The following is an 18,430-nucleotide window of genomic DNA, read 5'->3' as shown; positions in this document are numbered from 1 at the left end:
CCATTGGTTTTTGGGAGCGCGGAGGATACAGTGCTGGTCGATTTTAGGACCTTTTGGAATGGTCTTAAGTTTAATTTTCAATCGTTAACCCAAATGAATGATAGTAGCTACCTAGAGTTTTTTAAGGAATTAGACATAACCAATAGTTATCAGTACACGATGACGATTCTTGGTGGGAGCCTTATCGTTATCATTTTCCTAGCCATAGTCATTTCTATTTTGATTATGCTAACACCAGAAAAAGTAAGCAATCGCTTAAAAAACGGCATTAATTTTTTTGAGGCCGTGCCAGATTTACTAGTGATTCTTTTGTTTATGTTTTTTGTTATCAGCCTATATAAAACAACGGGATTAAAGTTTTTACAGCTTTATGGGGTATTTGGTAATAAACCGTATTTTGTTCCAATCATGACAGTTTCTTTTCTCCCGCTGTTCTTATTGCTACAGTTCCTTGTAAAAGTCATCAATGAAGAACAAAATCAGCAATATGTACTTTACGCGAAAGCAAAAGGAATTGGCCGGTTAAGAATAATACTTATACATATTATGAGAAACATTTTTCCACTTTTAATATTGCAGCTGCGAACGATTGTCTGGGTTTTATTATCGAATATTTATCTTGTTGAATACGTGTTTAACATTAATGGCTTTACGCAGCAATTTCTAAAGCTCCTGTTTATGGGCGGAGATTTCGCGTCACTAGTAGCTTGTTTATTGATGTTAGCCATTCCGCTCCTGGTTATGGAAGCATTGGCATGGTTCATTTCTAAGTTTATCAAAGGGAAAGAGGCAGTGAGTATATGAGAAAATATAGAAAGACAATCATTGGTTCATCCTTACTCCTTCTCCTGCTAGTAATGAGTATTTTATATCCTTATTACGGACCCATGGATTTTAATCATCAGGTTTTAGTGAAAGATGATCAAGGCACAGTTATTGGCCGGGCACCGTTTCCTCCTTCGGAAAATCATTTACTGGGAACCAATCGAAATGGCGAGGATATACACTGGCTATTACTTTATGGAGCCAAATTTACGTTAATAACAGCTTTTGGAGTCGCTGTATTAAGAGTGATTCTAGGCGGGCTTTTCGGTATCATTCTGTCCCTTTGGGCTCCCTTTTTAAAAAGTTATTTTAAAGACTTTTTTTTAACTTTTCGCTATATACCATCGATTCTTCTAGGGATTATTTTAATGCTCCCGATTGTCGGAAATTTTTCTGATGCGCCCGTATCTATCATTGTCACCTATCAAATTATGATTCTTGTTTTTATTGGCTTTCCATCGGTTACCCTATTCGCATCAGATGTAACGGATGAATTAATAAAAACGTCATTTGTGCAAAGCTCATTCTTAATGGGGGCAGGCAGACTTCATATTGTTAGGAAACATTTGCGTCCCTATATTGGCTCTTATGGTATTTTATTTACTGTTCAGCAGATTATTAGTACTCTCCATATTACGATGCAGCTTGGTCTATTTGGCATGTTTCTGGGGGGACGGAACAGGGCAGGGGTTTTTGGCTATGATTCTCCAGAAAAGCCGGCATCCTTATCCAATGAATGGGCCGGTTTAATTGGGCAGAATTTTAGCGAAATTATCCGTGCTCCATGGGCAATCTTGAGTCCAGTCATTGGGTACTTTGTTGTGATTGTGATCATCAATTTAATTAAGAAGGAATTGGAAGAAAACTTAAATGGCTTCCAGGTTGTCAAGAAGAAACAAAAGCAGAAAAGGGGTGCACGGGCTGATGCGCGCTCCACTGCTAGACGCGGATTATTTGAATTTGTTCAGAAGCTTTAGGGTGTAAAATTGAGAATGCAATAAAAAAAGACGTCTGTATAAACAGACGTCTTTGCGTATTGAGGCGAAAAACCACACTCCACATAGTGCGCTCCATTAAGGAATGTTTCTCGACTTACACAACTCAGCTCATCGCTTTGCTAGTATAACACGAGAAATACACAAAATACAAGTGAAATATTTCTGAATAAAACACTTGCTTATCATTATTTATTATCGTATATTCAAATAATCAGATATATAAATGAAAGATAAGAAGGGTGAATATGTTTACTGACAAAAGGTTCCATCATTATTCCTTAAGTAGCCTGCCCAAGGACCTCCTGGCAGGGGTGATTGTTGGGGTCATTGCGATTCCGCTTGGCATGGCATTCGCAATTGCTTCAGGGGTGAAGCCAGAGTATGGAATCTATACGACTATTGTTGCTGGGATTCTCATCTCGTTATTTGGCGGCTCAAAGTATCAAATCGGCGGACCGACCGGGGCATTTATTCCGATATTATTTGGAATTGTCATGACCTACGGCTATGAAAATTTACTCATTGCCGGTTTTATGGCTGGGGTTATTCTCCTGTTAATGGGTATTTTTAAACTGGGTTCCTTGATAAAATATATTCCCAGACCGGTCACAATCGGGTTCACCACCGGAATAGCTGTCACCATTTTTACAGGTCAGTTAGCTAGTTTCCTAGGTTTAGAGGGACTAAAGAAGCATGAGGAATTTATCAGAAACATTCAAGAGATTTTTATCCATCTAAATGCAGCCAGTATTTATAGTGTGTTAACGGCAGCGATTTGTTTAGTAACCGTGATCCTAACGCCAAAGATTGCCCCGAAGGTTCCTGGACCGCTTATTGGTTTAATTGTTTCTACCTTGATTGCAACATTGTTTTTCCCAACTCAGGTGGCTACAATTGGAACTGCTTATGGTGAAATCCCAAGTTCATTACCGCATCTCCATATTCCGAACATTAATATGGAGATAATTATTAAACTAATCAAGCCTGCATTCATTATTGCCATGCTTGGCGGTATTGAATCCCTGCTTTCGGCCGTTGTCGCAGATGGGATGACGAATAGTAAACATAACAGCAATAAGGAATTAGTTGGTCAGGGGATTGCCAACATGATCACGCCATTATTTGGTGGAATTCCGGCGACCGGTGCGATTGCCCGGACGGCAACAAATATTAAGAATGGAGCTGTTTCTCCTTTTTCGGGAATCATCCATGGGGTAGTAGTATTACTCGTCTTATTGTTTTTTGCGCCCTATGCATCCTATATTCCATTAGCAAGCATGGCCCCCATCCTCATGGTGGTTGCCTGGAACATGAGTGAGCGAAAAGTGTTCACCCATATTTTAAAAACAAAATCAACCGATTCACTTGTGCTGGTCGTTACGTTTTTATTAACCGTTTTTGTCAATTTGACGATGGCCGTCCAAGTCGGTCTAATCATGTCGGCAATTCTGTTTGCCAAACGGATGAGTGATGTGATGGTAACAGAAAAGGTACTGCCCAACCCTGATACGAAACACGAAAAGGTTGAGACCGGTATGGTTACCGATACACACGACTGTCCACAAATTAGTATCTTTAATGTCGAAGGGCCGTTATTTTTTGGAGCAGCGCTAACATTTGAAGAAACGATTATGAAGACAATCAATTATCGGCCAAAAGTTCTTTTGCTAAGAATGGGGAGAGTTCCGTTTATCGATACAACAGGGGAAGCGAATTTAGCACGGATTGTTCACCATTTTTCGAAAAATGGTATAGTATTGATATCGGGTTTAAATCCACAGCCGGAAAGTGTTTTGCGAAAAACAGGGCTATATCAAGTGATTGGTGAGGACCATTTCTTTGAACATACTGGAGTGGCCATTCAATATGCACTATCGCAAATTAATAAAAATAAATGCCTCGGCTGCAAACATTTTGCTTTCAGAGAATGCCAAAAACTATCAACTGCGGAGGCGGTAGAAGGAAGCAGGAAAAAACTCACAGCTACCTTCTAGTTATAAGTATTGTCTAGCTCCAGCGCCCTAGCGGCTAGTGTCCTTCGCACTCCGCCCTACGATAAGTCAACATCGGATCGCTTCGCTCTCCGTGTTTCCTTTATCTCAGTTGGAGCGCTCCACAAGGAAAGCTTCGGCAGCATAGGCATCGCACGAAGAAAAAGCGAAAGCTTTTTCGAGGAGGCCATACGCCGCTAACCAGGGCGCTTACGCTTTTCTAAGAAAGGTGATGATGAATTGAATTTGGAAATGCAGCGATTTAAAGCGGAGTTTTTCAAAGCATTAGCCCATCCATTACGGATTCGGATTTTAGAGCTGCTAGCAGAAGGGGATAAGAATGTAAACGAAATTCAAACCCTTGTTGGCAGTGAAGGCTCAGCTGTTTCACAGCAACTTACCATTCTAAGAGCAAAGAATATTGTTTCGGGTACAAAAGAAGGAAATAAAGTCATCTACACATTAAAGGATCCGATGATTATTGAATTGTTAGCCGTTGCAAGGCAAATATTTAACAACCATCTCGTTGATACCATCACGATATTAGATAAGTTTAAAGAGGATGATGACCTGATAACATCACCGAAGAATTAAATTCTTCGGTTTTTTTCTATATTAAAGGTGAAAAAGAGTTTATTGTTATATTTTGGTAATTATCGTTATTTTGTAATATTTGATCCAGTTTTTTACCCAAAGAATAGATTATTATTAAGGTAGTAGTACTAGATATAGAATATTAGGAAGGTGATTGAAAATGTATGATTTGGTATTGCTTCATCCGCCTACGGTTTATGATTTCCGCAAAGAGATGCTGTTTACCGGTCCTATCAGCGATGTCGTTCCGTCTTCCCCTGTATTTGAAATGTACCCAATCGGATTAACAAGCATCGGAGATTATCTTGAACGTTTTGGGCTAAAAGTGAAGATTATCAATATCGCTAATCGGATGCTGCTAAATCCCAATTTTGACGTCGAAAAGAAAATCAGAAAAATAAAAACAAAGGCGTTTGGCATTGATCTTCACTGGCTCCCTCATGCCCATGGCAGCGTAGAACTGGCAAAGATCATAAAGAAATATCACCCAGATACTCCAGTAATGTTCGGGGGGCTTTCCAGTACTTATTTTCATAAGGAATTAATTGGCTATCCTTGTATCGATTTTGTTATCCGCGGCGATACAACCGAAAAATTGATTCTGATGCTGCTGAATAAGCTTGAAAATAAATTAAATGACAGTTTTTTCGATATTCCGAATTTAACTTGGAAACGCGGGGATTCCTGCCATTATAACGAGATGACCTATGTGCCTGACAGTCTGGATGAGTTTAATTTACCGGGCTACCGTTATATCATTCGCTCTGTCTTCAAGTATTTTAATCTGTTAGACCCATTGCCCTACAAGGGGTGGCTCCAATACCCAAATACGGCCATCCTAACTTCAAAAGGCTGTACGTATAATTGTTTAATTTGCGGCGGCTCTAAAGATGCCTACGAGCTTAACTGTAATCGAAAAAAACTGGTGATGCGCTCGCCGAAGAAAATGCTGGAGGATATCGCGTTCATTCAACGCTTCACCCGGGCACCGATTTTCCTATTAAATGATATCAGGCAGGGCGGCAAAGAGTACGTGGATGAATTCTTAACCGGATTAGAAAAAATGGACTTGAAGAACGAAATTGTTTTCGAATTGTTTAATTTTGCAGATGAAGAATTTTTCAAGCGCCTTAACAAGGCAATGCCTAAATATAGTATTGAGCTTACGCTTGAATCGGCAGATGAAGATATTCGCAAATATAATGGTAAGCTTCCATGTACAAATGCCAAGGTAATCAAAATGCTCCAATATGCCTTAAAACATGGCTGTGCTAAGATTGATTTATTCTTTATGACAGGGATACCTAACCAAGATTATGATAGTGCAATGCGGAATGTCGATTTTTGTGAAATTATTCACAAAGAGTGTGATGAAGATCTGCGTATTTCGTATTTTGTTGCACCGCTTTCGCCATTTCTTGATCCCGGCAGTCCAGCCTTTGAGCACCCGGAAACATTTGGTTATAAAAAATTCTGCCATCAGCTTGAAGACTTCCGGGCGGCAATGAAACAGCCTTCATGGAAAAACATGCTCAGCTACGAAACGAACAAAATGACCAGAGAGGACATCGTTAGAGCCACCTATGATTCTGCTTTAAAATTGAATGAATTTAAATACAATAATAAGATCGTAACGAAGGAGGTTCATGATGAGGTAGCAATTAAAATAAAAAAATCAGTCGAATTCCTCAAGCGGCTGGATGAACTGGCACTTCTATCGCAGGATGAACAAAAGGCGGCGATGGCATTAATTAAAGATGAAATAGATCAAATCAATCGGCACAGCATCTGTGGGAAGAATGAACTGAAATGGGAAGTAAAAAAGCTGTTTGCTGATTTCCCTTCGTTGACCTTTATCGGCTTAGAATTATTAGTGGGTGACATAATTAAGGGAATAAAGTGCCGGCTGGGAAAAATTGACCGGAATATCGCGGTAACCTCCATTTCCCAAAATGGAAAGATAAAGGAATAGTAACTTAAAAAACAGTGATTATCTGTAAATTCAAAATTCGTCGACAATTATTTTCCTGCAAAATACGACATTGTGTCTGGATGGGCTGAGCGTGAATCCTATTTAGACGAAAAAAACCTTCGGAAAGTAGGGGGGAAATGTAGAATTCTGTAGGCTTTTGTCGCTCATTCCTTCCTTGACATTTTGGCAAAAAATATGATAAATTTTAATCAGCCGTTGCACGAGATTAGATTTATATTTTACTAGCTTGTTCAAAGTTTTAACCGATTTTTGGATAAGAAAATGAAGGTAAAGCTATCACGTTGTAATTTGGTGAATTTACACATGGCTTACGTTTATAAGCCAATAGGAGGATTTTTTTACATGAAAAACGGTAAAGTTAAATGGTTTAACTCAGAAAAAGGTTTCGGATTCATCGAAGCTGAGGACGGTAACGACGTATTCGTTCATTATTCTGCCATCCAAACAGAAGGTTTCAAAACTTTAGAAGAAGGTCAAGAAGTATCTTTCGAAGTAGTTGAAGGAGCTCGTGGACCACAAGCTGCTAACGTAACTAAAAAGTAATCTTAAAAAAACTAATGACAACAGCCCGGACTTATGCGCCGGGCTGTTTTTTGTTGTCTAAATTTCAAATTCCATAGAATTTCCAAATCTTTTCATATTGGTATTTTGTTATAATAATAATATTGAATAATAACTGGGGTGAAGTAGATGAAATTTATCCATACCGCTGATTGGCATTTAGGTAAATTAGTTCATGGTGTTTATATGACCGAGAATCAACGGGAAGCACTTGAGCAATTTGTGGCAATCGTCGCTGAAGAGAAGCCGGACGCTGTGGTCATTGCTGGTGATCTTTATGACCGTTCCGTGCCGCCAACGGATGCCGTTGAATTACTAGATGAAATTCTTTTTAAAATTAATGTCGAGCTAAAAACACCAGTTGTCGCAATCGCTGGAAATCATGATAGTGCAGAAAGACTCTCGTTTGGCAGCTCGTGGTATAAGCATAGTCAATTCTATTTGTCAGGAAAATTAAGCAACAGCTTTAAGCCGGTGCAAATCAATGGAGTGAATTTCTATCTAGTTCCATACGCAGAGCCAGGCCTCGTCCGCCAGCTGCTTGAGGATGATTCGATTCACTCACATCAGGATGCGATGAAGGCGCTGATTGGCAAAATGGAAGAAACGATAAAACCGAATGAGCCGAACGTTTTAGTTGGACATGCCTTTGTCTTAGGCGGCCAAACTTCTGATTCTGAACGAATATTATCCGTAGGTGGGTCGGGATGTGTGGGTGCCGAATTGTTTGAACCGTTTTCCTATACTGCACTTGGCCACCTGCATAGTCCCGATGCCATTAACCATGATAAAGTGAAATACTCTGGTTCTCTCTTAAAATATTCTTTTTCCGAAGCAAAACAAAGAAAGTCGATTTCGATTATTGAGATGAATGAAAAAGGGGGTTTTACCCATCGTTACCGTTCGCTCACACCAAAGCATGATATGCGGGAGTTAGAAGGGCATTTGGAAGAATTTCTAGATCCCCAATTTTATGAAAAAGAACGAATCGAGGATTATTTAAAAATCACCTTGTTGGATGAAGGGGCATTGATTGATCCGATTAATAAATTGCGGCAAATATACCCGAATGTCCTTCACCTGGAACGAAAAATCGATCTTACCGATTTGAAGAAGAAACAATCCTTCAACGCGATTCGTAATGAAAAGAAGTCGGAGATTGAGTTGTTCGAACAATTTTACACAGAAATGACCACTTCTGAATTTACGCCGGGTAAAAAAGAAGCAATGACTGCGGTAATTGAAAAAGTGCTAAGAGAGGAAGGGTTGAAATGAAACCGTTAAAACTGACGATGCAGGCATTTGGCCCATATGCAGGCAGTGAATCAATTGATTTTACCGCGCTCGGCAACCGGACGATGTTTGTCATTTCCGGAAAAACCGGTTCCGGGAAAACCACGATATTCGATGCGATTACTTATGCGATTTACGGAAAAGCGAGTGGAGAGGATCGCAATGGCCCTGAGCTCCGCAGCCAATTTGCCGCCGACAGCCTGTTAACAGAGGTTTCACTTGATTTTTCACTTCGGAACATTGTGTATTCGATTACCAGGTCACCCCAGCAGCTGAAGAAGAAGGACAAGGGTGAAGGCTTTACCCAGCTTGGAGCAAAAGCAGAATTGTATAGCTGGGACGCTAATGGCGAGAAAAAACTGATTGCTTCGAAAATCAGTGATGTCGAGGAAAAAATTAAAGAAATCATGCTGATTGATGCCAACCAATTCCGGCAGATATTAATGATTCCGCAGGGGGAATTCCGCAAGTTGTTAACCTCTGACAGCAAGGACAAGGAAGTCATCCTTCAGCGGCTGTTTCATACTCAGCTTTATAAAATGGTTGAAGAAAAGCTAAAGCTAGAAGCAACTGAGCTGAAACGGTCGGTTGAGGACCAAGTGCAGGCACGAAATGAAGCGATTCGCCGCATTCAAGCAGTAACAAACAAAGAGCTCCATGATTACCTTGAAGCGGGAAGTGTGAATGACACCATTATCATGCCGCTTTTACAAACTGAAATATCCGGTATGGGCGAATTGATCGAACAACTGGACAGCCAATTAAAAGCCAAAGTTCAGGAGCAGGACCGGTTAAAGGGTCAGCTTTTTGAAGCAGAAGCGATTTTGAAACAACTGGAAACGAAAGAGGGATTGAAGGAGAAAAAAGTCCAGCTCGAATCTCAGAAAGAATTATTTGTAGAAAAAGAAGAGCAGGTTCAACGAGCGCAAAAAGCGGCTTTATTGGCTAAGCAGGAGGAGCTTTGCCATCGCTTAAAACGCGATGCAGACCAGCTGGAGGCAAATGTGAATTCGCTCCAAGTGAAAATCGAAAACTTGAACGGGCTTGCCAAACAGCATGAAGAGCAGCTTCGGGTTGAGCTGGAACGGGAAGGCGAGCGGCAGGCTGCGCTAAATGAGGCGAATCGGTTAGCCAATATGAAAGACGACGTCTATTCATATGCTGCATTGGTAAAAGAGACGGCATTAAAGGGAGCATTTTTAAAAGCGGCTAAGGAAAAGCTGCAAACCTCAGAAAGAAATGTTAAACAAAATGAAGAAATGGTGAAATCCCTTCTTCAGCAAAAGGCCGAGATCGAAAAGGGGCAGCTAACCTATTTAGAAAATGAAAGGCAAGTGGAAAAACTACAAGCGGAGCTAGACCGCTGTGAAAAATTTGAAAAAGTCCTCGGACGCAAGCAAACGGCTGAGCAAAATCTTAAAGGAATCACAGACCGCTATGAAAATACGGCTGCGAAATTTATCGATGCAAAGGCACTTGTAGAGGACATGGAGCGAAAATGGCTTCATGGTCAGGCCTCATTGTTAGCTTCAAGACTTCATGACGGGGAAGCATGCCCAGTATGCGGATCCGTGGACCATCCAACGCCTGCTTTACAGCATGATGGCAGCATACCGAACGAAGAAGATTTGAAGGCAGCAAAGGAACAGCTTGGCAAATGGGAAAAAGAAAAGGCAGCAGATGAGGCAAAGCTTTATCAAGGACAATCAGCCGTACGAACGCATGAGGAAGCCGTTGCGGAAATCCTCGCTGAAATTCGTACGTATCGTTTAGATTTTACTGAAACGGATTTAACAGATGTGAAAGCAGAAGTCGTTACGGCGAAAAATGCTCTTATTCAAATGCAAACGAACCTGGCTAAGCAGATTAAGCAGCTTGGGCAAGTAAAAATAGACCTAGAGAAACGGGAATCCGAAAAAACTGCTTTACAAAACGCGATTCAACAATTAACGGCAGAAGTGACGGATTTAACGGTGCAATATACCGAAAAGAAAACAAATTTGACGAGAATGATGAGCATCATTCCCGAGCATCTGCGGTCGGAAGCGGAGTACGAAAAAGCATTAATTGCCTCTCAAAAGCGCCATGAATTACTTGTGAAACAGCTCGAAACGGCCCAGCAGCACGTACAAGCAGTTAAAGAAAAACTTTCAAATGAGACAGCAAGATTAGTAGATGCAGAAAAGCACTTAGCCAGTAAGCAACAGGAACTTGACACAGAACGTGAAATCTTTAAAAATAAGCTGGCCGAGCAAGGCTTTGAAAAATATGGTCTATACGCTGCTTCTAAACGGACAGAAGGTGAGATTCGCAGTCTTGAAGCTGATATCCGCAGCTATCGCGAAGAATTACGTTCGGTTTCGGACAGACTGGAAGAATTAACGGAACTATTAGCAGATGTGAAAACCCCCGATATAGAGGGATTAAAGCTTGAGCTGGCAAGGCTGACTAACGAAATCGAGGGACTAACACAGCAGCGCACAGATCTATTCGTTAAGAAACGGGATAATGAAGAAATTTATACCCGGGTGGAAAGCTTGAATGAGCAGATGAAGCTTCTGGAAGAAAGGTACAAGTTAATTGGTCACCTTTACGAAATTACCAAGGGGCAAAATAACTTCCGGATTACCTTTGAACGTTATGTCCTAGCTGCCTTCTTAGATGATATTTTACGAGAAGCCAATGTGCGCTTACGAAAAATGACCTCAGGGCGTTTTCAATTGCTGCGAAAAACAGACCGTGCCAAAGGAAATGCCCAAAGCGGTTTGGAATTACTGGTATTTGACCAATATACAGGTCAGGAACGCCATGTCAAAACGTTATCGGGCGGGGAAAGTTTCAAAGCTTCATTATCTCTGGCTTTGGGACTGGCAGATGTGGTGCAAAATTATGCCGGCGGTGTGTCCTTGGAAACGATGTTTATTGATGAGGGATTCGGTACACTTGACCCTGAATCATTGGACCAGGCAATTGAAGCATTAATGGATATCCAAAGCAGCGGCCGTTTAGTAGGGATCATTTCACACGTTCCAGAACTAAAAGAACGGATCGATGTGCGGCTCGAGGTCATTGCTGATCAGACCGGGAGCAGGACCGAATTTATGTTTACGAATTAGGAATTGTTGAAATAAGAGTATGTCCCGATTTAATTAGGGTCATACTCTTTTATTTTGGCTCTTTTTGTTGATTTTTATGATTCACCGAAAAAAACTTTAAATTCTCTGATAGAACCTGCATAGTCACCGATAGAACTACCAAATCTGATAAATAGACGGAAAAATTCCGCTTAATGGGAAAATATGATTAAAAAATGCCTAAATAGACGGAGAAATTCCGTCTAATGCCTCGAAAAATTCGAAAATCGGGGATTTTTCGAGGCATAACCGGAAAATTTCCGCTTATTTACCCCGAAACGAGCTCCAATCTGCATTTAACCGGAAAATCTCCGCTTATTTTACTTTGCTGGTTACTCTAATTCCTTCGCCAGCGCCCGCCCCGCCTGCCTTCCCGTAAACAAACAGCCTCCAACAAAAGTTCCTTCTAATGAGCGATAACCGTGAATCCCGCCTCCGCCAAACCCTGCAACTTCGCCGGCAGCATATAAACCAGGAACCGGGTTTCCAGAGGAATCTAGTACCCTGCCGGATAAATCAGTTTGCAGTCCGCCAAGTGTCTTACGACTAACGATATTTAAACGAACAGCGATTAATGGCCCCATCTTTGGATCGAGAATTTTATGCGGTGAAGCCACTCTAATCAGTTTGTCGCCTAAATAATTCCGTGCACCGCGCATCGCCGTTATCTGCAGGTCTTTCGTAAATTTATTATCAATCTCGCGATCCCTAGCAAGAATCTGCCGTTCAATCTCCTCTAGATTAAGTAAGTTTTCCTCGGTGAGCTTGTTCATTCCGGCAACTAGTTCCGGCAACGTATTGGCGATAACAAAATCCTCACCTTTGTCCATAAATGCTTTTACAGGTGCTGTCGGGCCTGGGAGGACACGAGCCAACACCTTTTTAATACTCTTCCCAGTCAAATCAGGATTTTGCTCCGACCCTGATAAGGCAAATTCTTTTTCAATAATTTTTTGCGTTAATATGAACCAGGAATAATCATAACCAGTCTTCATGATTGCATCAAGGGTTCCTAATGTGTCGAAGCCTGGAAAGTTTGGTGCCGGAAAACGCCTCCCTTTTGCATCGAGCCAAATGGATGAAGGTCCCGGAAGGATGCGAATACCGTGCATCGGCCACACCGGTCCCCAATTTTTAATGCCTTCTGTATAGTGCCACATCCGATCACGATTGACGATTCGACCGCCAGCTTGTTCAGAAATGGCAAGCATTCTTCCATCAACATGCTCCGGCACCCCAGATATCATATTTTTCGGTGCTGCCCCGAGCCTTTCTGGCCAATTTTTTTTGATAAGTTCGTGGTTGCCGCCAATACCGCCGCTTGTTACCATCACAGCTTTCGAATGAAACTCAAAATCGCCAATCTTCTCGCGGGAACTTGCTTCTCCCCGCGCGACTGAACTTGGAACAAGAATATCACCACTGACTCCGAGTACAGCGCCATTTTCGGTGATTAATTTATTGACTCGGTGCCTTGGACGATAGTCAACAAGACCATTTTCCATCGCTTTTCGGACTCTCTCCTCAAATGGCCGAACAAGTCCAGGTCCTGTTCCCCAAACAATGTGAAATCGCGGTACGGAGTTACCATGGCCATCAGCGAGATAACCGCCACGTTCAGCCCAACCCACCACAGGGAAAAAACGAACGCCCATATTATATAACCATTCACGTTTTTCACCAGTAGCGAAATCAACATATGCTTGCGCCCACTTTTTACCCCAATAATCCTCATCTTCTTCTCTGTCAAACGCTGCCGACCCTAACCAGTCCTGCCAGGCAAGCTCATGGGAATCCTTGATTCCCATTCTTCTCTGTTCAGGTGAATCAACTAGAAATAACCCTCCGAACGACCACCAGGCCTGTCCGCCAAGAGACGCTTCAGGTTCTTGATCTAAAAGGAGCACTTTCTTTCCCGCATCGGCGAGCTCAGCTGTTGCAACTAACCCTGCAAGCCCAGCCCCAACCACAATCACATCAAATCTCAAATTCTATTCCTCCTTATTCGGTGAGTAGGAATTTCACGAAAAGCCAATATTCACAATTATAACACAATTTATTTTGCTGTTTTAAGCATTGAGTAAACACTTGTTTACCAAATTAAAACTGCTAACAAATATTTCACAAATTTTAGTAAAGGTTGAATTGAATCATATGTCACGTTGTGATATAGTCACGGTAAGACATATTTATCTGTGACATAATTTATTAAATCAGACTTGTGAGGTGATGTTTTTGGAGATTGAAAAGGTCTTGAAAAAGTATATACCGATGACAGAAACGGCATTTTATATTCTCCTTTCCTTAACCGAACCCCGCCATGGATACGGAATTGTTAAGCATGTTGAGGAAATCACAAACTCAAGAATTCAATTGGGATCGGGTACGGTGTACGGTACGTTAACAAAAATGCAGAAGGATGGGATTATCACTGTCTTCGCCGATGAGGAAAGAAAGACAGTTTATGAAGTAACTGATATTGGAAAAGAGTTAATTATCTCTGAAATTAATAGGCTTAAAGAGCTGCATCAGAATGCGTTGAAATTCGAGGGGGATTTTTTATGATTAAAAAAGTATTTAGACCATTCTGGAGCTATGATGTTCAAAAAACAGAAAAGTGGCTCTCTTCTATGGCGGAAAATGGTTATTTTTTAGTAAAGATCAATCGAGTAACTCGGTGCTTTTTCTTTCTACAAGCCGAACCTAAAAAGTTAACTTACCGAATCGGGTTTGATAAAATGCAGGGGGAGTCACTTTCAAGAGGGTTATTATCAGAGGACTGGACAAAGGTTTTGCGGACTGGGCACTGGTTTGTAACGACTAATGAAAAGCCGATAGAACAAATTAAGACCTCGTCCGTTCGAGAAGGCATTATCAAACATAATCGAATTATTATGTATCTTTTCGGCAGCATAGTGGGTTATTTTTCAATTATGATGATGATTTTTCTGAGTATATTTGGAATGATTTTCTTTTCTTCGGATTCTCAGGTAGAAGTGGTAGATAGCCCCTATTGGATTTTTACGTATTTGTATTTTGGTGCTGTAATTGCAATTTTCGTCCTTGCCCTTTATTCTGTGATAAAAATTCATAGGACCAATAAAAATTTAATTAAAGAAAAGACTAGAGATGATCTTCACTTTGAGATGCAGCCCGAGGGCAAACTTAGCAAAGCGGAAGAAAAGCAGTTGAAGCGTTCAGGACAACTGATTGTGAAAAGAAAGCTTGGCTGGATGTATGCCCCAGATAAGCTTGAGCAATGGCTTGAGGAAATGGAAGAACAAGGATATAATCTCTACCGTGTCAGCAAGACAGGAACGGTCTTTCATTTTTTAATTGGACGTCCACGGAAAGTAAGTTATTGTGCGGATTACCAAAACATCGCGGATGAAAGCTACTTCGATATTCACAGAGAAGCGGGCTGGAAAAGCGTGTTTGTTTCCTTAGGATCGATCCAAAAATGGTCGCTATGGAGCCGGGAGTATAATGCGGGGGAGGAACGGCCGCAAATCTACAGCGACAAAACCGATCAATTAAAACATGCAAGAAAGATTGCAATCGCTTATTCATGTTTTTTTCTTCCGTTAATTATTGCCTATCTATTAAATCTAGGCATAGGATTCGAATTGTACATTCATAACACAGTGGATAAAATGCGTATTATGACTTTGATTATCATGGTGATGGCTATCCTTTCATTTGGTTCTTACACGATCAGAACTTGGTTTTATTACTTTCGGTTAAAAAAACGGTATGACTATGATTTGTAACACAAGATAGGGCAAGGCCCTTGCGACCTGCAATATTTTAAAAAAATATTAATAAAAAGTCACTGATGTAAATCAGCCCAGTGAGGAAAAAAATCAATCCAAGTTTTTACCTGCTATTTTTTCAGCTGCTGCTGTATTATTGGTGTTAGGTGTAAGATATGCAAGAAGAAAACGGTAACGTGTTATTTGTTGCTCAACCGCAGTGTAATAATTAACCGATGCAGAAAATATTTTAGATTAGGAGACTATGTCCATGAAAACAGAAAAAGAAAAAATGATAAACGGTGAACTTTATGTTGCTGGCGATCCTGAACTAGTAAAAGAGCGGGAAAATGCACGAAGACTTACAAGATTATTTAATTTTTCATCAGAAACAGAGGGGGGCAAACGGACAGAACTTCTCAAAGAATTATTTGGTTCAACAGGAGAAAATATCTACATAGAGCCAACCTTTCGCTGTGATTACGGCTACAACATTCATGTCGGCGAAAATTTTTATGCCAACTTCAATTGTGTATTTTTAGACGTGTGCGAAATTCGGATAGGGAAGAATTGTATGGTTGCTCCGGGTGTTCATATTTATACAGCGGGGCATCCGTTGAATCCAGTTGAGAGAAATTCCGGCGTTGAGTTCGGTGCGCCCGTTCAAATTGGGGATAATGTTTGGATTGGCGGCGGTGCGATTATAAACCCAGGTATTAAAATAGGTGATAATGTCGTCATTGCTTCAGGGGCGGTTGTCACAAAGGATGTACCCGATAATGTGGTCGTAGGCGGAAATCCGGCTAAAATAATAAAAAATATTGAGTTATAGTTTTTATTAAGACTTTCAATCTGTATAGATCACCCCGCAATGAAGAATAATATGTTCATCCATTGAGGGGTGATTTTTTGATGAAAAAAACAACTGCCATTATAGCTGGCCTATTCCTATCAGTTTGTTTATATTCCATAGAAGTCAATGCTGACGAGCTGCCCAGGCTTTCCCCTGATTGCATTGAAAATATGAAAAATCGAGATTTAACGTATAATAAAGCACTCATGAAAGATATTATTACCGGGCTGGAATTAGACATAGATGATCGAAGCTTTATAGAGGTTACGGACAAGGGACTAGATGCTGCTAATCTGATCTATGGCGGGAAAGAAATCGATGAATATTATCAATCATTACATCAACATTTTATTGTCGCCTCTCGCGGAAAGCCGACATTGTTCATAAAACCATCGGAAGCCTATTTGCTATATAAACAGCCGGACAACACCAATGTCGCAGTGCATTTAAAACTAGCTGATCTCAAATGGGAAGTGATTGAAAAGAAGAAGAAGGAATGGAACGCTGTTAATTATAAGCTGCTGAAATGCGAAAAGGAATATTTGAAGGAGAAGCAAGAATATAGTAATAAGGATTAATTTTGGAGGGAAATCAATGCCTGAATTTTGCCCAGTTCTTTGGCCGGAAGAGCCTGCACCAGAGGACCAAATAAATTGCTGCAAATGCGGTCTCGATGCGCATGGTTCCCGAATGATCTGGGGTGAAGGCAACCCGAATGCACCGATTATGATTATTTTGGATAATCCCGGTGCACGGGAGGATCGTGAAGGGAACGCCATTGTATGTGGTACAAGACATACGCTGCAACAGGCGGCCGTGGAAGTGGGCTTAACGATGGAAGATTTGTACGTGACGTTTATTTTAAAAAGAAAGCCTGTCCGTGCTTATGATAAAGAACGAACCCGTCAAACCTGTATAATCCATCTTGACCAGCAGCTTGAGGCAAAAGAGCCTGTGCTAATTCTGTGCTTGGGAAATGTTGCAGTGCAATCCTTTTTCCAAGATTCTAAGGCAGAAGTGAAGTCACTAAGAGGCGCCATCCATCAAGTCCATGGTTACCCAACAGTGGTAGGTTACCACCCATTGGCTGTCAGGCGCCGGCCTAATCTTTGGTCAACATTTGTAGAGGATTGGGGATTTGTTGCCAAGCATTACCGCGATAACCTAACGTAGAATACATACGACCTAATGCGATACTTAAATGTTAAAAGTGTCGCTTTTTTTATTCGACTATTGATAAAATAGAATTCAGAATATGGAAATTTAAAAGAAGGGAGATGCGATACAATGAAGGCAGTGATATTTGATCTTGATGGCACTTTGTTAAATCGAGATGCTTCCGTCCAAAAATTTATTGATGATCAATATGAGCGCTTGAAAAATTGGCTCGGGCTTATACCAAAAGTTTTGTATACATCGAGATTCATAGAATTAGATAGTCGTGGTTACGTTTGGAAAGATAAAGTGTATAAACAACTTACCACTGAATTTGACATTAAGGGGATTACCTGGAGACAGTTGCTTCAAGATTACTTAGAAGAATTTAAAAATCATTGTATCCCGTTTCCCAATTTAATAAGTATGTTAGAAGAATTAAAGAAAAAATCGTACCTCATGGGCATCATCACGAATGGAAGAGGACAATTTCAGTTGGATAATATTAAGGCATTAGGTATTGAAAAGTATTTTAAAACAATTCTTATTTCCGAATGGGAGGAGATCAAAAAACCGAACCCGGAAATTTTTGAAAAAGCATTAAAACAACTAAATGTTTTAGCAAATGAGAGTGTTTATGTTGGCGACCATCCTGAAAACGATGTAAAAGCTGCTGGGAACGTTGGAATGAAAACAATCTGGAAAAGAGATGCTCAATGGAATGAATGTGAGGCGGATATGATTATCGAGGATTTAAGGAAAATTCCATACATAATAGAAAAACTGAAAGTAGAAGGGAATTGCCGCATGATAAAAAAGATTGATTTTCAAAATATAGACCAAGTAAGGGCTCTGTTCGATTTGCAAAGAGCCTCCTATCTCATCGAAGCCGAATTAATCAATTTTTTCGATATCCCACCGTTGAAAGAATCTATGGAGGAACTGAAATCGAGTAAGGAAACCTTCTTTGGATACTTTGAGGGAGATGAATTGGCTGGAGCTATTTCTTATACAATCGATGATCGCGAGCTCACGATTTGCCGAATGGTTGTCCATCCCAAGCATTTTCGTAAGGGAATTGCTCAAGCATTATTAACCTTTATCGAGAAAGAACATCCGGATTTACTAGTTTTTAAAGTTTCGACAGGTAAGGATAATACACCAGCCAAGAACTTATATTTGCGAAATGGATTTAAATTGGTTCTTGACATGGAGGTTGTTCCAGGTTTATTTATAAGTCACTTTGAAAAAAGAAGGGAATAGTCCATGAAAACTGTAAAA

15 protein-coding genes and 1 pseudogene are annotated in these 18,430 nt (G+C 40.6%); 15 read left to right on the top strand and 1 reads right to left on the bottom strand.

Annotated elements, in window-relative coordinates; all coding sequences use genetic code 11:
- Positions 1-93: 93 nt before the first annotated feature.
- From ACIQCO_RS00475 to ACIQCO_RS00440, 8 genes are all read left to right on the top strand, one after another.
- Positions 94-804: an ABC transporter permease subunit gene (locus tag ACIQCO_RS00475; RefSeq protein WP_400424466.1), complete on the top strand. Its 711-nt coding sequence runs from the start codon at positions 94-96 to the stop codon at positions 802-804.
- Complete coding sequence (locus ACIQCO_RS00470) at positions 801-1,802, top strand: ABC transporter permease subunit (protein WP_400424463.1); 1,002 nt, start codon at positions 801-803, stop codon at positions 1,800-1,802. Before ACIQCO_RS00475 ends, ACIQCO_RS00470 begins: the two co-directional genes overlap by 4 nt.
- A gap of 266 nt (positions 1,803-2,068) precedes the next feature.
- Positions 2,069-3,817 (top strand): SulP family inorganic anion transporter, encoded by a 1,749-nt coding sequence (locus ACIQCO_RS00465; protein WP_400424460.1) that lies wholly within the window; start codon positions 2,069-2,071, stop codon positions 3,815-3,817.
- 237 nt (positions 3,818-4,054) lie between these two features.
- Positions 4,055-4,408, top strand: a complete 354-nt coding sequence (locus ACIQCO_RS00460; protein WP_066085788.1) for an ArsR/SmtB family transcription factor — start codon at positions 4,055-4,057, stop codon at positions 4,406-4,408.
- 160 nt (positions 4,409-4,568) lie between these two features.
- Entirely contained in the window at positions 4,569-6,380 is a 1,812-nt protein-coding gene (locus ACIQCO_RS00455) for a TIGR04190 family B12-binding domain/radical SAM domain protein (RefSeq protein ID WP_400424457.1), read from the top strand.
- Positions 6,381-6,743: 363 nt separating this feature from the next.
- Positions 6,744-6,944: a cold-shock protein gene (locus ACIQCO_RS00450; RefSeq protein ID WP_007083969.1), complete on the top strand. Its 201-nt coding sequence runs from the start codon at positions 6,744-6,746 to the stop codon at positions 6,942-6,944.
- 147 nt (positions 6,945-7,091) lie between these two features.
- Entirely contained in the window at positions 7,092-8,237 is a 1,146-nt protein-coding gene (locus tag ACIQCO_RS00445) for an exonuclease SbcCD subunit D (RefSeq protein WP_400424452.1), read from the top strand.
- Positions 8,234-11,371 carry an AAA family ATPase gene (locus tag ACIQCO_RS00440; protein WP_400424450.1) on the top strand — a complete coding sequence of 1,046 codons (3,138 nt, stop codon included), beginning with the start codon at positions 8,234-8,236 and terminating at the stop codon, positions 11,369-11,371. Before ACIQCO_RS00445 ends, ACIQCO_RS00440 begins: the two co-directional genes overlap by 4 nt.
- 350 nt (positions 11,372-11,721) lie before the next feature.
- Here the strand turns inward: ACIQCO_RS00440 and ACIQCO_RS00435 are convergent, their stop codons facing one another.
- The gene (locus ACIQCO_RS00435) at positions 11,722-13,377 is read right to left on the bottom strand and encodes an FAD-binding dehydrogenase (RefSeq protein WP_400424447.1); all 1,656 of its coding nucleotides are present in this window, start codon (positions 13,375-13,377) and stop codon (positions 11,722-11,724) included.
- Positions 13,378-13,618: 241 nt separating this feature from the next.
- Here ACIQCO_RS00435 and ACIQCO_RS00430 point away from each other — a divergent pair, with 241 nt between their 5' ends.
- From ACIQCO_RS00430 to ACIQCO_RS00400, 7 genes and pseudogenes are all read left to right on the top strand, one after another.
- On the top strand, positions 13,619-13,954 hold the full coding sequence (locus tag ACIQCO_RS00430; RefSeq protein WP_483873482.1) for a PadR family transcriptional regulator: 336 nt from the start codon (positions 13,619-13,621) through the stop codon (positions 13,952-13,954).
- A complete protein-coding gene (locus ACIQCO_RS00425; RefSeq protein WP_400424441.1) occupies positions 13,951-15,159 on the top strand; it encodes a DUF2812 domain-containing protein in 1,209 nt (402 codons plus the stop codon). Before ACIQCO_RS00430 ends, ACIQCO_RS00425 begins: the two co-directional genes overlap by 4 nt.
- 253 nt (positions 15,160-15,412) lie before the next feature.
- On the top strand, positions 15,413-15,973 hold the full coding sequence (locus ACIQCO_RS00420) for a sugar O-acetyltransferase (protein WP_400424438.1): 561 nt from the start codon (positions 15,413-15,415) through the stop codon (positions 15,971-15,973).
- Between the two features lie 80 nt (positions 15,974-16,053).
- Positions 16,054-16,572: a hypothetical protein gene (locus ACIQCO_RS00415; RefSeq protein ID WP_400424436.1), complete on the top strand. Its 519-nt coding sequence runs from the start codon at positions 16,054-16,056 to the stop codon at positions 16,570-16,572.
- Positions 16,573-16,588: 16 nt separating this feature from the next.
- Positions 16,589-17,167 (top strand): uracil-DNA glycosylase, encoded by a 579-nt coding sequence (locus tag ACIQCO_RS00410; protein ID WP_400424433.1) that lies wholly within the window; start codon positions 16,589-16,591, stop codon positions 17,165-17,167.
- Positions 17,168-17,281: 114 nt separating this feature from the next.
- Positions 17,282-17,935 (top strand): annotated as a pseudogene (locus ACIQCO_RS00405) (HAD family hydrolase); the annotation flags it as partial.
- Positions 17,936-17,956: 21 nt separating this feature from the next.
- Complete coding sequence (locus ACIQCO_RS00400) at positions 17,957-18,412, top strand: GNAT family N-acetyltransferase (RefSeq protein WP_400425880.1); 456 nt, start codon at positions 17,957-17,959, stop codon at positions 18,410-18,412.
- The last annotated feature ends 18 nt before the right edge of the window (positions 18,413-18,430 follow it).

The organism is Neobacillus sp. NPDC093127, from assembly GCF_044754175.1.
Lineage (GTDB): Bacteria > Bacillota > Bacilli > Bacillales > Cytobacillaceae > Neobacillus.
This window is presented reverse-complemented; position numbering and strand designations above follow the sequence as displayed.

What these genes read in the sequence shown, in the direction of transcription:
- ACIQCO_RS00475 (WP_400424466.1), top strand. Translation starts at nt 94, where the DNA reads ATGAATGATAGTAGCTACCTAGAGTTTTTTAAGGAATTAGACATAACC.
- ACIQCO_RS00470 (WP_400424463.1), top strand. Translation starts at nt 801, where the DNA reads ATGAGAAAATATAGAAAGACAATCATTGGTTCATCCTTACTCCTTCTC.
- ACIQCO_RS00465 (WP_400424460.1), top strand. Translation starts at nt 2,069, where the DNA reads ATGTTTACTGACAAAAGGTTCCATCATTATTCCTTAAGTAGCCTGCCC.
- ACIQCO_RS00455 (WP_400424457.1), top strand. Translation starts at nt 4,569, where the DNA reads ATGTATGATTTGGTATTGCTTCATCCGCCTACGGTTTATGATTTCCGC.
- ACIQCO_RS00450 (WP_007083969.1), top strand. Translation starts at nt 6,744, where the DNA reads ATGAAAAACGGTAAAGTTAAATGGTTTAACTCAGAAAAAGGTTTCGGA.
- ACIQCO_RS00445 (WP_400424452.1), top strand. Translation starts at nt 7,092, where the DNA reads ATGAAATTTATCCATACCGCTGATTGGCATTTAGGTAAATTAGTTCAT.
- ACIQCO_RS00440 (WP_400424450.1), top strand. Translation starts at nt 8,234, where the DNA reads ATGAAACCGTTAAAACTGACGATGCAGGCATTTGGCCCATATGCAGGC.
- ACIQCO_RS00430 (WP_483873482.1), top strand. Translation starts at nt 13,619, where the DNA reads ATGTTTTTGGAGATTGAAAAGGTCTTGAAAAAGTATATACCGATGACA.
- ACIQCO_RS00425 (WP_400424441.1), top strand. Translation starts at nt 13,951, where the DNA reads ATGATTAAAAAAGTATTTAGACCATTCTGGAGCTATGATGTTCAAAAA.
- ACIQCO_RS00420 (WP_400424438.1), top strand. Translation starts at nt 15,413, where the DNA reads ATGAAAACAGAAAAAGAAAAAATGATAAACGGTGAACTTTATGTTGCT.
- ACIQCO_RS00415 (WP_400424436.1), top strand. Translation starts at nt 16,054, where the DNA reads ATGAAAAAAACAACTGCCATTATAGCTGGCCTATTCCTATCAGTTTGT.
- ACIQCO_RS00410 (WP_400424433.1), top strand. Translation starts at nt 16,589, where the DNA reads ATGCCTGAATTTTGCCCAGTTCTTTGGCCGGAAGAGCCTGCACCAGAG.
- ACIQCO_RS00400 (WP_400425880.1), top strand. Translation starts at nt 17,957, where the DNA reads ATGATAAAAAAGATTGATTTTCAAAATATAGACCAAGTAAGGGCTCTG.